We start from the raw sequence: 16921 nt of genomic DNA on the forward strand, positions 1-16921 counted from the left end.
GCTTATTTACCTCCTGCGCGCAAAAAATTTAATTTACCACCAGCTCGAACGATTTCTTTTTGACGATCGTTCAACGGTGTCTTCATACTAAAGGAGGTACCTTGAGTAACATTTTTTACGATAAATTCACCACTGGTAAAAGCCACGTCATTCATATCAATGGTTAATTCATCCCCACATTCCAAAGCTTCATAATCAGCGTCTTCTGTGAAAAATAATGGTAAAATACCAAAGTTCACTAAATTATCCATATGAATACGTTCGATAGATTTGGCCATAACGGCTTTAACACCTAAATACATTGGACATAAAGCAGCATGTTCACGCGAAGATCCTTGACCATAACTTTCATGGGCTACAATAATATTAAATTGGCCCTTCGCTACATTAGCTTTACAAGTATCTGCAAAATCTGGTTTCACATGACAAAATGTATATTGACTATATTTAGGTACATTGGAGCGGAATTTTAAATAAGGGCCAGCTGGCATAATATGATCTGTGGTAATCTTATCGCCCACCTTAATAGCTACTTTAGCCTCTACCACTTCAGGCATAGCTTCATTGCTTGGTGGATTACCAATATTAGGTCCTCTCAAAATCTCTTGCTGTGCATCCATAGCTGGTTTTACAATCATAGAGTCATCAATATCGTAAACTTCTGGCAATGTAATATTTGGCTTTTCAAAATCTAATGTGCGTGGATCCGTAAATTTACCTGTCAAAGCAGAAGCTACAGCCGTTTCTGCACTGACTAAATGAACTTGTGCATCTTTAGTACCACTACGTCCTTCATAATTGCGATTATTTGTACGTAATGAAATACTCTTAGAACGCGGTGCTTGACCACAGCCCACACAGAAACCACAAGTGCTTTCTAAAATACGTGCACCAGAACTAATGATGTCTGCTAAAGCACCATTTTTAGAAATCATTTCAAGTACTTGCCGACTACCTGGCGCTACGCCAAAGCTAACATTAGGATGAATCTTACGACCTTTTAACATGGCCGCCACTACCATCAAATCACGGTATGAAGAATTCGTACAACTACCTACCAAAACCTGATCAACAGGGATTTCATTCATTTCAGCAACGGTCTTAACATTATCTGGAGAATGAGGGCAAGCTACTAGCGGTTCCAATTCATCCAAATTAATTTCAATCACATCATCATATACGGCATCCGCGTCCGGTGCTAATGGTAACCACATATCTTCTCGCTGTTGCGCTTTTAAAAATTCCCGTGTCCGTTCATCACTTGGGAAAATAGAAGTTGTTACACCCATTTCCGCCCCCATATTCGTAATGGTGGCCCGTTCAGGCACTGTCAAACTAGCAATCCCTTCACCGGTATATTCCAAAGCTGTACCAACATTCCCTTTAGTCGTTAAAATACTTAATACTTTTAGCACTACATCCTTCGCAGCACACCAAGCTGGTAAGGAACCTGTTAATTTAATATTAATAACACGTGGGCAAATTAAATGGAACGCATGACCCGCCATAGAGGCCGCTACATCCATGCCACCAACACCCATAGCAAACATGCCTAAGGACCCCGATGTTGGTGTATGACTATCGGACCCTACCAGAGTTTGTCCAGGTCGAGCAAAACGTTCCACATGAACTTGGTGACAAATTCCGTTCCCTGCTTTGGAATAATAAATCCCATATTTACTAGCTACATCTTGTAAATATTTATGATCATCAGCATTTTCAAAACCATCTTGTAAAGTATTGTGGTCTACATAAGACACGGATAAAGTCTTAACTTTTTCAACACCTAATGCTTCAAACTCAAGATATGCCATCGTACCTAAAGCATCTTGAGTCAGTGTTTGATCTATCTTAATCCCAATATCTGTACCAGCCTTTAACTCACCTTCCATTAAATGGTCTTCTAAAATTTTATACATCAAACTCTTGCCTGCCATATCTATACCTCCTACATCAATTGACTAAATAGCATATTTTCTATGCGTTTATAATATCGCTATTCCGAAAATAAGAAAAATAGATAACTTATATATTTTGTGATAAAATATTTATATTGCAAGTAATGTATAATCGACTATTTATCAGGAGTCTGACTATGGATACACTAGAAAAAGATTGGGACATATTCCTAACAATTGCACAAGAACAAAACATAACAAAAGCAGCCAATAAGCTCTTTATCTCCCAACCAGCCTTAAGTTATCGTCTAACGCAACTAGAAAAAAACTTTGACGAACCCCTCTTTATTCGCACTACTAAAGGTGTTATATTAACAGAAACCGGCGAACTATATTACCAATATGCACTTGACAGCCTAAAACGAAAGCACGAATTTGAAGAAGCCTTAGAAAATAGAAAGCATATTATCTCAGGGCCCTTACAATTAGGCTCTTCGTCTATATTTGCCAACTATGAGTTACCTTCCATTTTGGCAGGTTTCACCAATCAATATCCTCATGTCCAACTTCATCTTCAGACGGGAATTAGTTCTCGCATCGCACAACTCTTTACCAACAATGATATTCACATAGGAATTATCCGTGGTCATCATGCCCCTACTGGCGAAAAAATATACTTAAATTCTGAACCAATCTGTCTAGTTACTTCTAAAGATTGTAATCGAGAAGCCCTGACTACAGTACCACAAATTCGCTATACTACAGATCCGTCATTATACACAATCATGGATACTTGGTGGAACCAAAATTTTGACACACCACCCAACACGAGCTTGTATGTAGATACTATGGCTACCTGTCGTCGATTTATTCAAAAAAATCTTGGCTGGTCTATTCTGCCCTATACAGGCCTCGAATATTTTAAAGATGATATTTATATCGAGCCCCTCTATTGGGATAATGGTCTACCTATTGAGCGCGAAACAAATTTGTATTACCATGTACGCACGCCACAACGCAAACCTGTTCAAGCCTTCATAAACTATATGCAAAAATATATAAAAAACAAAAAAAGCCCTAAGAATTCAAAACACAAATAAATTTCTTACTTATAAAAAAACGAACTGTAACTTTGTCCGTAGAATGTTCTACTAAAGTTACAGTTCGTTTTCTGTATAATCCTATATATTTTTAGATGTTTATTAATTTTATTACATCAACTAGCTTTATTGAATAGCTCTTGTAATATCATCAAGCATGAGTGCTGTCGATTCTAAACCACCTCCGGATAAATACCAAAGGGCGGAATCCGCATACACAATATGACCTGTCTGTGCTGCTTTCGTCTGATTAATCAACGGTGTATTCATAATATCCTTAGCCGAACCACCTTGTCCAATCGCATTATCCCGATCAATCACAATCATAAAATCAGGATTTTTTTCAGCTAGAAATTCAAAAGAAGCTCGTTGACCATGAGTCATTTCTTTGCCATCTGTCGGTGCTGGCAAAATGGACTGTGCCCCAACTGTATCAAAGATGAGTCCATAGCGTGTGCCTGGACCAAACACACTTAATTTACCACCATTAACCATTACAACCACCCCTTTTTTCTCGCTATTTAGGGTAATCTTTTTCAAATCGGCCACACGATTTTGCAAGGCTTTTAATTCTGTTTCAGCTTCTTTTTCTTTATTAAAAATCTGACCAATAATTTTTACATTATGTTGCATAGAATCCCAATAATGAGCCATATCTAACCCTAAATTAATTGTAGGCGCAATGGATGCTAATTCTTTATAGGATTCTTCTTGGCGACCTGAAATAATAATTAAATCTGGCTTTAATTGGCTAACCTTTTCAAAATTAATTTCCTTTAAATTGCCCACACTTATATATGTATTTGAATCTTTATATTTATCTAAATAAGCAGGCATTAAATCATTTGGCAATCCTACAACAGAACTACTTAAGCCTAACTTGTCCATTGTATCAAGACTTGCTAAGTCTAAAACAACAACGCGTTTAGGATTAACGGGAACCGTAGTATCCCCCGATTTATGTTGAATCTGTATAGTTCCACCCGTACCTTCATTACTATTAGAGCTCGATGTGCTACCACAACCAGCCAATAATCCCATAGCCACTACACATATGGTTACTGCCATATATTTAAAGATTTTTCTCATTCTCTTACATCCTTTCTTACTGAAAATATTCACAAAGTCGTTTATCATTTATATGGCTAACACGAATATCCATATCATAGATTCTCCGCAGCATATCTTCATTAATAATAGATTCTATATCCCCTTGTTTCACTAACTGCCCCGCTTTGACAGCAATGATTTCATCGGAATAAAAGGAAGCAAAATTGATATCATGAATCACAATAATTACCGTTTTACCAAATTGGTCAACCATCTGTCGCAAGGCTTTCATAATCTGTACAGAATGTTTCATGTCCAAATTATTTAACGGCTCATCTAACAATACATAATCCGTATCTTGTGCCAAAGTCATAGCAATAAAAGCACGTTGTCGCTCACCACCACTAAGTTGGTCAATAAAACGATCCGCCATAGCTTCTAATTGTAAATACGCCATAGCTTCCTCAATCTTTACTTCGTCCTCTTTTGTTAAACGCCCATGCGAATAGGGAAAACGACCAAAAGCAATCAGCTCTCGCACTGTTAAACGTACATTCACCGTATTACTTTGTCTTAAAAAGGAAATTCGCTTGGCCAGCTCTTGGCGATCAAAGTTTGTAATTGACATATCATCAAGCATAACTTGCCCTTGTGTCTGGGGCGATAATTGCGTAATAACACTAAGTAAGGTGCTCTTACCTGCTCCATTAGGGCCAATAATAGAAACAAGCCGTCCTGGCCGGAAGGTAACCGACACATCCTGCAATACCGTCTTATCGCGATATGCTTTAGTTATATGTGTTAACGTTAGCATGATTTACCCTCCTTCAACAATAAATACAAGAAATAGGAACCACCAATCCCGTTAATAATCACCGTCAAATTAGTGGCAAAATCTAGTCCATGCTCAACAATGACAAGCCCTACTAATAATGTGACCCAACTAATTAGAACTGTACCGCCTATAAGAATACTATGACGATATGTAGCCAATACTTGATACGCTATATTGACAACCAATAAACCAAGAAAAGTAATCGGCCCTACTAAGGCTGTAGCTACCGCAACCAGTAACGCAATCACACGAAGAACTCGTTTTTGTAAATGTACCGTATCAATCCCTAGATTATGGGCATTTTCTCGTCCCAAAATAAATACATCCAGCTCACGCCGTAATGACCAACCATACCCTATAGCTATAGCCGTTAATATAGCTGCTATACCTAATAAGTCGGTAGGAATCAAATTAAAACTAGCAAACATTTTATTTTGTAGCACATAAAATTGATCTGGATCTAACAGAAGCATAAAAAACGAAAAAGCACTGCGAAAGAGCATGCCACAGACTACGCCCCCCAGTAATATAAAGTAAATGTACGATTGCTCACGCTGAAATAGAAATCGAAATAATACATCCGCAAACACGACCATTAGCGCTACATTTATAAGAAAATAATAACTTTCACCTAAAATGCCTGTCATCGTGCTTCCAAAAATAAATAATACGCCCCCTTGTATTAATAAATAGAGCGAATCAAAACCTATAATAGACGGTGTTAAAATTCGATTATGCGTAATGGTCTGAAACAATACAGAGCTGACGGCTATACCAAAACCAGCCAACAAAACAGCGGCTACTTTTTCTAAACGCCGTGGCAAGGCATAGGCCATTTGAGCGGTTGACATATTGATCATCAAATAGGCCCCTAACGCCATCACAAAGAGCCCTATTAAGAGAAGCAACCGTCGCTGATTATTAGCCATGTTGCTTCCTCCTCACTAAAAATGTTAAGAATATCATACTCCCTATGACACCGATAACCAGACTAACGGATACTTCATAAGGGAAAATAATAAGACGCCCTATCATATCGCAAATAAGCACAAATAAAGCCCCCATAATAGCTACATAGGGTAAATTAGCTCTAATATTATCCCCACGCCACATCGTAACTAAATTGGGAATAATTAGACCAATAAAAGATATTTCACCTACAGTTAAAACCACAGTAGCTGTGGAAATAGCTACTAAAGTTAGCCCTAATCGCTTCACCGCTTGATAATTAAGGCCTAAACTATGGGCAAAGGATTCACCAAAACCTGCAATCGTCAATTTATGAGCATATAGGTAAGTAACCATAATGACGACAATCCCCAAGTAAAGAAGTTCATAACGGCCTTTTAAAACCCCTGAAAAATCGCCATACATCCAAGCATTTAAACTTTGCACTAAATCATACTTGTAGGCAATAAATGTTGTCATAGCCGCAATAACCCGGCCAAACATAATACCAAGTAAGGGGATAAATAACGCATCTTTATATACTACGCGATCTAACATAGCCATAAATAGCCAAGAGCCACCTAAAGCAAAGACAAAGGCCATCGCGACTTTCACCCAAAGAGTGGTAGCCCCCACAAATACCATAGCTACCAACAGCCCCAAACTCGCCGCTTCAATCGTACCAGACGTAGAAGGGGCTGCAAATTTATTCTGTGATAACTGTTGCATAATAAGGCCCGCTATAGACATAGTAGCACCAGTAATCAAAATAGCTATGAGCCTAGGTATGCGACTTTGCACTAAGATTTGTAAATTTTCACGAGTCAAAGTTTGCCATGAAATATCAGCCACGCCCACAAATAAAGAGGCGATGGCCCCTATGATTAATAACAAAATCCATTTCCACATAGACGCCACCTCCTTAATGAATCATTACATTTACTACTGAAATATACAACGCCAAGACTAGCTAGATTTCCATTAAACTTTTAGAAATTATAACCAATGGATAGCCAATAACTACGGCCAGCTAAATACGTACCACCAGTGGCCTTACCTGAACTGTAGTAATAATTATATTCTGTACCATCAATCATAGTACTCTTATCAAAATCTTTGTCGAAAATATTATTAATCTGTGCATTTAATGTAATACCACGATCAAATTTATAACTAGCACCTAAATTAAATACGGCATAAGATTTATAATATTTGCCTAATTCCTTAACAACTTTGGCATTAGCCGTTGTACTCCCAGCATAACGAGCAATTCGGTTGCGGTATTCCATACCGAACCATACATTAGTGCGCTCATTCGCATCCCAATCAATCTTGGCATTAACCATATGTTTTGGCGTAGCTGTCAAAGGACTGCCTTTATAATCGCCACTTGTAATTTTACTAGAAGTAAATGTGTAGTTAACATTGAAATTAACATCGTCAGCAATCGGCGTACGATACGCAAATTCTACCCCTTGTGCTTTACCTCGGTCGGTATTTGTATACATCTGATTACGAGCATCTAACTCAATCGTATCAATTTTATTTTTATAGTCTGTATTGAAGTAAGTCACATGGCCTCGTACTCCATTTGGATTACTATAATAGAAACCGATTTCTTTATTGACACTCTTTTCAGGTTGCAAGTTAGGATTACCATGTATATAAATTGGGTTAGGATTTCCTCGTCCACCGGTAAATCCTACAATACCGCTTTGAGTCTGTGCTAATGTTGGCACTCTAAAGCCTGTACTTACACCACCTTTAACAGTCCATTTATCCGTTGCTTTATACACTAAGTAGCCTCGTGGCGTAAAATGATCATCAAATTTATCCGGATGTTCATAACGAACACCATAGGTAAAATCAAGTTTTGGCGCTACACTCCACGTATCTTCAGCATATAATGCCCACGTATCATTTTCTAACACACCCAATTTAGGACTGGTGCTGCCGCCTTCACGAAGCATGGAATCATCTAGTTTTTCCTTCCAGTAACGGAACCCAAAGGTAGCATGATGATCCGCCCACTTCGTCATTTCTAACTTAGTCTCGCCGATATAATTTTTATCTTTCATATCACGAGCACGGGTCTGGCGATTTGTATCTGTAAAAGTATATCCTTTCATAGCCGTATCATTATAGGTTAACGTTGTATTCCAAATCCCATAGGACTTAATATTCTCTGCGGCAAATACATATTTTTGACGGTCAAAACGCATGCCTAAATTGTTACCTGTGTTATCCCCACTTTGGTCAACACGAGATTTATCTAAATCAATCCAATAAGTATTGTCCATGGTTGGCGTCCATGTCACTTTAGTACCTAAGCTATAATTCTTAAGTTCCGATGGTGTTCGCATAGCCCCACGTACTGTAGAACCATCTTCTAGCGTAGAATTTTGACGATAAATATAGCTACCACGAAGTTCCATTCCTACTTTATCTTTTTGTAAAGGCCCACGAATACTCATAGACGTACGAGTTGTATCACCACGGCCTTCATCAGTTTCAAACGTATGGTCAACGCTAATATTACCATGAACTTCATTCGTAATTTTCTTTGTAATAATATTAATAGCGCCGCCCAAAGCATCAGAACCATATAACGTAGACATAGGTCCACGTACCACTTCAATTCGTTCAATGCTATTAGCTGGCGGAATAAAGCTATAAATCTGCTGATACATACCATTAGGGCCAATATCTTGTGACGAAGCCCCATTAACCGGCACTCCATCCACCATGATTAGTGTATACTTTTGATCCATACCACGAATACTTACGCCAGCAGCCCCCATACGACCATTAGAACCACGCACATCAATACCTTCTACATCCGATAATAGACCGGCAAAGTCGGTATAGTTTTTGCGAGCAATTTCTTCTTTAGTAATAACGGTAATATCGGCTGGCGAATTTTTCACTAACTGTGTGAAACCAGCGGCTGTCACTGAAATCGGTTCAATATGCACTGTTTTGTCAGCGTTAGCTTTTTCTGCTTGTTTATACTGCGCTGCATCTTGTGCATTAACTACAGGCGCATTAACTGCATTCGTAGTAAACGCTGCTGAATTATCCTGTATCCCTGTTGCTGCATACGAAGGTAACGTTACGGCTGCCAATACACTAGCAACTAATAGAGCCCGTTCTGTTCTTCGTTGTTGTTTCATACATACCTCCACACATAACCTACACAAATCACAAATAAAATTGAAAATAATTATTATTTATAATATTTACGATGTGAGTATACCTTGAAATAATCACTATTTCAAGTCGATTTCAGCATACATTCTACATGCAAATTATGCGAATATTGCAAGCTCCATTTCGTTTTTCCTGCTACAAAATTTAGATTTATGCTTTATTGTACACTAATTAATAAATGATATTTAATATCATTTATTAATGCTCCATTCCGTTTTCCTAAACTTCATATTTTACTCATTCACCTACAACGATTTACTTCACCAAACAATTCACTCATACAGCCAAATAAAAAGACAGTCCTACAATACTATCGATTGCTAAGACTGTCTTTTTATTAACTTATTAACTTATTTACTTATCAACTTGTCAATTTACTAACTCAATTAACTTTTCAATGTATCAACTTATACATTGAGTATCGCTACTCCCCTTATCAATGTATTGAAGCTTACTATTTATTAGGCACTGCTACGGCCTCATGTAAGCGGAAGGAATAAATATATCGTTCCTTCACTGGTTTCTTAGTGAGCCGTTCTAACGCGTGGCTGTATATACGCAACTGTACTCCATACCGCTCAACAAGTTCTTCTGCGGAAGTAACTCTATCTGTCTTATAATCAACCAACACCCATTGATTATCTTCTAAAAAAGCTGTATCCACAATCCCTTGCAAAAAGAGTTTTTCTCTTGGTTCCACCTCTGGATATACTTCATGACCTTCAATAAGCATGCTAAACGGCCACTCTCGAGCCACTTGGGATGATGCTAGTAAGCGTTTACCCAACGCCGAGGTAAAAAAGCGATACAACGCACGTTCATTGAGTACTCGCCGTTCGTCGACAGTAAAATAGCCGTCTAATGTTAATCTATCTAAAGCTTCACGCAAACTTTGTTGCGTATAAGCCTTCATTGGCAACCATTGCATGGCTTCATGCATTAATGTCCCCCACCGAGCTCCTGAGGTCACTTCTTCTTGATCCATCAGTGCTTGTGGTTTTACTTCGAAGAGGCCCAAATCAGTGATTTCCTCGCTAGACTTTGAGACTTGCTTATAACGCACATTAGCTTCTACCATATGCGTGGCTTCTTCTTCTGGTTCAGCAAAACGCCGTTTCAACTCACTCACAGAAATCTTAGCGGCCCGTTGCACCGCCCCCATATACGGATACGCGAAATTAAAGCGGCCTATAATCTCATCCGCTAATGGTTCTGCCTGAATCGGTTCTAACCGCTCAACGGCTGCTAATAAGGCAGGTTCTTTTGCCACATGTTTTGGCGTACTATTATAGCGAGCCCCATCGTGCAAAGTAATGCTAAGTCGACATGTCTTATCAGGTAAATCCATAAGACCCACATCTTCTACTTCACTATACACGCGAATCGGATTCCCTTCCAAATGACGACTTAAACTCATTATAAACCAGTCCAAATAGGAGTCAGCCCCCGTAATTAAAGACGTTGGTAACTTCTCTGAATTGGAAACAAGTGCTGGGCCAGCTTGTTTTTGACAAAGTCCTTTAAAATCCTTAACAAAGCCAGTAATAAAGAGTTTATCTCTAGCTCTCGTTAATGCTACATACAAAATGCGTTCTTCTTCCGCTTTAGCAGCTAACCGTAACTGTTCCCGCATATGTAGCCAAGGCAAGGAAGCATATAAGACCCGATACTCCTCAAAATAGCCTTTAACCGCTACGCCACTATCGCCATGAAGTAACATAGGTGCCTGAATGTCTCGCAAATTAAACTTCTTTTGTGAAGACGCTAGAAATACTACAGGAAATTCCAGACCTTTACTTTTGTGAATGCTCATAATACGCACTACATCATCCGCTTCACTAACGGTTTTACCAATCCCTAAGTCTTGACCCGCTTCTTGTAGACTTTCAAGGAAACGTAAAAAGCGGAAAATCCCTCGGAAGCTCCCCGCTTCATATTGCTTAGCTCGCTCATATAAAGCCATTACATTAGCGCGCCGCACAAGACCATTTGGCATAGCACTTACATAGTCTACATAATTCATTTCTTCGTAAATAGTCCACAATAAATCACTCACACTATGCTGCCGTGAATAGGTACGCCATGCCTCTAAGCGTTCTACAAAACGGATAACGACATCATTATCCATAGCTGCCCCATAAGCTGGCAGAAGCGACCATAAAGATCCTTCACCACTCATGCGCAAATGCCCTAGTTCATTAGCATCTAACCCAACAAATGGTGAACTTAACACCGCCGCCATAGGTAAATCTTGCTCTGGATTATCAATAACTTGCAACAACGCCAACAATAATTTGACTTCTAACGCACTAAAATAGCCACTATTTTCCTCAGCATAGGCAGGGATACCCGCTTGGCGTAAGGCTTCTACCATACGTCCAGCCTTAGTTTTAACCGAACGCAATAAAATGACTACATCTCGCCACGCCATAGAACGATAGGTGCCATCAGGGTTTTGGACAACCTTTCCTTGTGCTTTTAACGCCTGTAGTTTCTCAATAATAAACGCTGTTTCCTTCTCATCATTTTCTAAATCAGCGTCATCCTCTTCATCACTGCTAAGGCCCTCACTATTAGAATGACGGCCCTCAGCAGGCCCTGCTGACCACATAGACGTCTGCCCGTTAGTGGCTGTATCAGCTGTACCTCTATCCTCAGCAAAGGTTGATTTATTTCCTTGTCCTACATCAATTAAATGTAGTTCTACAGGGCCACCTACCCAATTTGCTGGTGCCTCCGTCACAATGCGCCCTGGATTCAGTGCTTCTTCATCGCCATAAGTAAGCTCCGCCGCAGCCTCCGTCATAATTTGACGAAAGACAAAATTAGTAAAGGCTAAAATATTTTCATCCGATCTAAAGTTCTGTGATAAATCAATGCGTCGTTCTACAGCCTCCACATCACGGCCAAAACGATGATATTTCTCCATAAATAGCAATGGATTGGCCATGCGGAAACGGTAAATACTCTGTTTCACATCCCCTACATAGAAGCGATTATCCTTACGAGATACTAAATTTACAATCGCTTCCTGCACACCGCTCGTATCTTGATATTCATCAACCATTACTTCTTTAAAGGTCTCTTGTAATTCAAGGGCCACTTCTGATGGAGCCCATGTACCATCCTCTTGTTTTGTCCGTAATAAAGCTAAACAAAGATGTTCCAAGTCTGAAAAATCTAACATACTCAGTTCTTTTTTAGCGGCTGCAAAGTCTACCATAAAGGCCAGCGTTAAATCAATTAATCCTTGCACATATGGTAGCATTTGCCCAATTTGCTCATTAAACTGTGCTTCAGTAATCACGAACGGCCCCGACTTCATAGCTTGTAAAGCCTCCTTATTCGCCGTCCCCAAAGCTTTTACTTGTGAAACTAAGCCATCACTCACGACACCAGCCTCTAACTCTTTTTTAAAGGAACGTGTATCAAAGGATTTAAACTTATGTTGACTAATAAGTGCTACCGCTTCGTGCATAGCATCCCATGTCTTAGCCTCTATTAAGGCACCCATAATATATTGCACCGAATCAGCCTGTTCCACCCATTTAGTAGGACCATCAGGTAAGCTTGTTAAAGATCGTAACGACTCATATCGTTCCGTAATCTCACCAATCAGCTGTTGTTGCTGTTTCCAAAAATATTGGCCCCAAATCGTATCTAACACAGGCTGGTTTAATGCCTCTTCATACTGTTTTTTAGACTGTATAAGCCAATCTTCCGGATCAGCTTGGGCTACGGCAAACCGCTGCAGTGACAAAATTTGTACCATAATACTCTCATCAGAGCGGTCATTCCCAAACATATCAGCAATCTCAAACATATGATATAAATTCTCTTCATACGCTTTGCCCAATAACTTAGCTAACACATCCGTTTTTAGTAACATTAACTCCCCTTCATTACCAATACGGTATGTAGGATCAATGTCTAACCGATAAAAATAACTACTAATGACCCATTGGCAAAAGGAGTGCAAGGTTGAAATATGCGCGGATGGTAACAAACTTAACTGCTCTTCTAACTTAGCATCACCAGTACTATTAAATACCTCTGCTAATTTAGCCCCAATACGAGCGCTCATTTCCGCCGCGGCCGCTTTAGTAAATGTCACAACTAATAACTCTTGAATAGATAACGGTCTCTCTTTATCTTGTAATCGTTGAATAATTCGTTCTACCAATACAGCTGTTTTACCAGAACCAGCCGCCGCCGCTACAAGTAGCGTCTGTGAAGGGAGTGACCCTGGCCGTGGTGAATCAATCGCGTGTTGTTGATCGTCTGTCCACTTCATAAACAGTCCCTCCTTCCGCCATGCGAGCTAAACATACATCTTCCGCCATGCCTTCTATATAGCGATAGGCATTACGGGTATTTTCAAAACGACATAACGCACGATATTGACAATAATTACAAGGTATCTGGTGATTCATATTATAAGGACTAATAGGAAAATGACCTGCTAAAATATGTTGCCCTGCCTTGCTCATGACCTGCTCGGCATACTCTGTTAATATATTAAATTGCTCTGTCGTTTTTACTTTGTCTTTATCGGTACCATATACAGCCCCTGCTTTTGTCAAACGAACTGGCACATACGGGGTCGACTTACTCCCTACCGTCTCATCTATTTTAGTCAATAGTTCTGGATCATTTAAATAATAGCCCGCATTGCGTAAACTAGACTCCGTATTCAGTAGGGCGGCCGCACTTTCTTCGGTTAATACCTCACTTTTTGAAACGCGCGGATTTTTTACATATGTATATACTAAGGCAGCTGGCTTAATATTATCAGTCCGTTGCGCTCTTTCTAAAGCCAATAAATACGTAACCAATTGCAACTTCAAGCCATAATACACATCAGAGGCTTTTACATTCGCACCACCTGACTTGTAATCAACCACCAACCCATACGTAATACCATCATACGTCCATTCATCAACACGGTCTAATTGACCTTGCAAACGAATATAGGTTTCACCACCAAGCGGGATTTGAACCGCTGGCCAACTGCTAGGGCCACCACCAAAGTTTTTCTCTAAATAACGTGTATTAAAGGCACTCTTACTCGACCAATCACTGAGCCGGTGAACCGTGCGACGTAAGGTAGCCTCTAATCGCTGTTGCAACACCATTTCATAAATGTCGCCTTCTTCCCCTAACAGTAACTCCTTACTAACATCAGCCACTACTTGTTGACATAATTTTACTTCTTCCTCAGGTGCTACATCACGCCACTGCCGATTCTGTGCCAATAATTGCATCCCTAAAGCACGCAAACTTTCGTGAAGAAAAATCCCTATTTCAGGAGCCCCAAATTGTTTCACCTTACGAGGCTCTAATTTCAAACCATACTTAGCATAAAAAGCAAATGGACACCGCTGATAGCTTTCCAATCGCGTCACAGAACCACTCAGCGCCTCTTGACGGAATAACAATGCTTGCACAACAGTACGATCTACTAAAGGAACATCATTACTATCAGTAACGCCACGGGTAGCAATGCGCAAAGCTTCTTTATACGGTCCCGTTAACCCCCAACTATATAAACTTCGCCAAAGAGGTAGCAAATCCTGACCTTGCGTTAAAGCGCCCATTTGTCCAGCTAATAAGGCTAGGCTTTGCATAGGCCGCCACAAATACTGCGAAACGACTGATTCAGGAATCGTTAAAGGCTCCCCTTGTGGGGCGCCACTATAGCCTAACTGTTGCCACCGTTTAATAGCCAGCGCACTCTCCATAGCCCCGCCTTCTTCATCAGCACCAGCATAGGAGATATGTAATTCTTCACGCCCTCGCGTACAGGCTAGATACAGAAGAAAATTTTCATTGAAAGCTCGTACTAAGGCCCCTTCGGCTAATGTAATACCCGTTGCTTTTAAATCCTGCCGTTCCTTATCATTTAAAAGGCCTTCATCCCCCATATGCTGTGGGAAAACTCCTTCATTGAGGCCCATCAAAAAGACGATATCACTCTCATGAGTATAGCCACGCTCCACTGTCGTTACCATCACATGGTCCAAACTTGGTGGTACTAGAGAATACGATACTTCCTCCAAACCTTCTTGAATCAATAATTCCATCTCAGCTACATTCATGAGATCTGGTAAATTAAGATTCATAATCTCATCAAAGAGTGCTATGACACGCTTATACATTTGCTCATGAGCCGCCATAGTTTCCGCTTCACCAGCTGCTTCCGCCGCATCACACCACTTTGCTAATTGTGCCGGAATCCCCACGGCTACCAACATATTAAATAACTGTTCACACCATTCATAGCCAGTATGCTCCATTTTTGCAAATTCCCACAAAGGCTGTAAATGACTCATAATAAGTGCCCGCGTTTCATTAACTCGTAAACGCCTTGCTTCCTCAGAGTCTAGTTGTTCAACTGACGCTACAGGAGCGTCTTCATCATCTGTTGCAAAGTGGTTTTTACGCTTATATGGCCAATTTTCTTTAAGCCACATAAAATCCCGTATACCAAATTCAAGACAATAATTCTCTAATTCATCAACGGCTTCACGACTCATCGGCCAAAAATCAGTTTTCAGTAGACGAAATAAAGCATCATGATCAAAGCTTCGACGCACCACTTCTAATAAACTAACTAAAAATTCCCCCAAAGGGTGACTCACCATAGGTCGACGACGGTCTGAAAAATAAGGAATCTCATAGCGTTTCAGTGCTTTCTCCAACACATCACCATAAGTTTCAGACTCACGAAGCATAATCGTAATATCTTTCCAGCGACGATTCGGTTCTGTCATAGCCTTTAAAATTTGACGACATACAGCATCCGCTTCACGTTCACGATTGTAACCTGCCGTAATGGGAATTTGCTCGTTTGTCGAATTTCCTTTAAGTGGCGTATTAAAATAACACGATTCTAATTCTTGTAGAACCTTTGATTGAAAACGTTCATTCTGTGTAAATTGGCGAACCACCAATTGAGCGCCATAGGTTGTATACAAATCTTTATATACTGAATGGGGACGTCCAAAAATTCGCAACTTGTGCTCAGGCACTGTAAGTTTCGCTAACTCAGGGGGCAACGTAAGCGTAATAATACTCTCTTTAGCCAAATCAAATAAAGTATAAAGTAATTCCATTTGTAAGGGTGTAAACCAATGAAAGCCATCCACAATAACATGGGCGTTTTTCATAAGTGGGCTCGTAGGCAACACCGCCATCAACTCTTGTAAACGATCAGTAACAGATCCACAAGTCTCACCGACTAACGCTTCATAGGCTTCCATTAACTGCGCCAACTCTTGCAATTTACGTTGTAGAATCATCGATTCTACTTGCTGCGCTCCTTGTTTTAAATCTTCCGCAGTTACCTGAAAAGAATTACATTCACTTAATAACCTTTGTAACACATCGGCAAAATGAGGTTGCCGTGCTGCTTGTCCCAATAATTCTAAAGAACCACTTTGACGTTTCATAATAAGGCGTAGTAATAGCTTTTGACCTACATCAGACAATGTCGTTTCACGAACCTTACCTACCGACTGAAACACTTGATAGGCCAAGCGATTAAAACCCACTACACGAACCGTGGTAAAGCCTTCCTGTGGCATGAACTCTGCTAAACTTCGTTCCACTGTATACGTAGCTGGTTCTGGCACAATATATAAAATAGGCTCTCCAGGGCAGGTATTTATAATCTCTTTGATTCGTTCAAAACAAGCCTGCGTCTTGCCTGTACCAGCCCGTCCTATAAAGGCGGAAATAGCCATGGTTACACTCCTTTCCATACTGTTGAAACATCCATTAACTCTCTATTCACGTACTCTTAGCTTACGTTTCTTATACTCATTCAATATATATGCTTGTATTTATTCTATCACAAAACAAAGCAAGGAACTGTACGG

At 40.0% G+C, this 16921-nt stretch carries 9 protein-coding genes; 1 reads left to right on the forward strand and 8 read right to left on the reverse strand.

Going from position 1 to position 16921, the window contains the following annotated elements; genetic code table 11:
- Nucleotides 1-2: 2 nt before the first annotated feature.
- Nucleotides 3-1937 carry an aconitate hydratase gene (locus DYE54_RS06600; protein ID WP_115310493.1) on the reverse strand — a complete coding sequence of 645 codons (1935 nt, stop codon included), beginning with the start codon at nucleotides 1935-1937 and terminating at the stop codon, nucleotides 3-5.
- A 158-nt stretch (nucleotides 1938-2095) separates the two neighbouring features.
- Between DYE54_RS06600 and DYE54_RS06605 the strand changes: the two genes are divergently transcribed.
- On the forward strand, nucleotides 2096-2998 hold the full coding sequence (locus DYE54_RS06605) for a LysR family transcriptional regulator (RefSeq protein WP_172460571.1): 903 nt from the start codon (nucleotides 2096-2098) through the stop codon (nucleotides 2996-2998).
- A gap of 126 nt (nucleotides 2999-3124) precedes the next feature.
- Here the strand turns inward: DYE54_RS06605 and DYE54_RS06610 are convergent, their stop codons facing one another.
- The 7 genes from DYE54_RS06610 to DYE54_RS06640 all read right to left on the reverse strand — a co-directional run bounded on the left by DYE54_RS06610 (nucleotide 3125) and on the right by DYE54_RS06640 (nucleotide 16786).
- Nucleotides 3125-4087 (reverse strand): siderophore ABC transporter substrate-binding protein, encoded by a 963-nt coding sequence (locus DYE54_RS06610; protein WP_172460572.1) that lies wholly within the window; start codon nucleotides 4085-4087, stop codon nucleotides 3125-3127.
- Between the two features lie 16 nt (nucleotides 4088-4103).
- The gene (locus tag DYE54_RS06615; RefSeq protein WP_115310496.1) at nucleotides 4104-4862 is read right to left on the reverse strand and encodes an iron ABC transporter ATP-binding protein; all 759 of its coding nucleotides are present in this window, start codon (nucleotides 4860-4862) and stop codon (nucleotides 4104-4106) included.
- Nucleotides 4856-5812, reverse strand: coding sequence for an iron chelate uptake ABC transporter family permease subunit (locus DYE54_RS06620; protein WP_115310497.1), 957 nt, complete (start codon nucleotides 5810-5812; stop codon nucleotides 4856-4858). Before DYE54_RS06620 ends, DYE54_RS06615 begins: the two co-directional genes overlap by 7 nt.
- Nucleotides 5805-6740, reverse strand: a complete 936-nt coding sequence (locus DYE54_RS06625; RefSeq protein ID WP_115310498.1) for an ABC transporter permease — start codon at nucleotides 6738-6740, stop codon at nucleotides 5805-5807. Before DYE54_RS06625 ends, DYE54_RS06620 begins: the two co-directional genes overlap by 8 nt.
- 80 nt (nucleotides 6741-6820) lie before the next feature.
- A complete protein-coding gene (locus DYE54_RS06630; RefSeq protein ID WP_115310499.1) occupies nucleotides 6821-9004 on the reverse strand; it encodes a TonB-dependent receptor domain-containing protein in 2184 nt (727 codons plus the stop codon).
- 491 nt (nucleotides 9005-9495) lie between these two features.
- The gene (locus DYE54_RS06635) at nucleotides 9496-13341 is read right to left on the reverse strand and encodes a UvrD-helicase domain-containing protein (RefSeq protein ID WP_115310500.1); all 3846 of its coding nucleotides are present in this window, start codon (nucleotides 13339-13341) and stop codon (nucleotides 9496-9498) included.
- A complete protein-coding gene (locus DYE54_RS06640) occupies nucleotides 13301-16786 on the reverse strand; it encodes a PD-(D/E)XK nuclease family protein (protein WP_115310501.1) in 3486 nt (1161 codons plus the stop codon). The genes DYE54_RS06635 and DYE54_RS06640 overlap by 41 nt, the downstream gene beginning before the upstream one ends.
- Nucleotides 16787-16921: the final 135 nt, after the last annotated feature.

The sequence above is a fragment of the Veillonella criceti genome (assembly GCF_900460315.1).
GTDB lineage: Bacteria > Bacillota > Negativicutes > Veillonellales > Veillonellaceae > Veillonella_A > Veillonella_A criceti.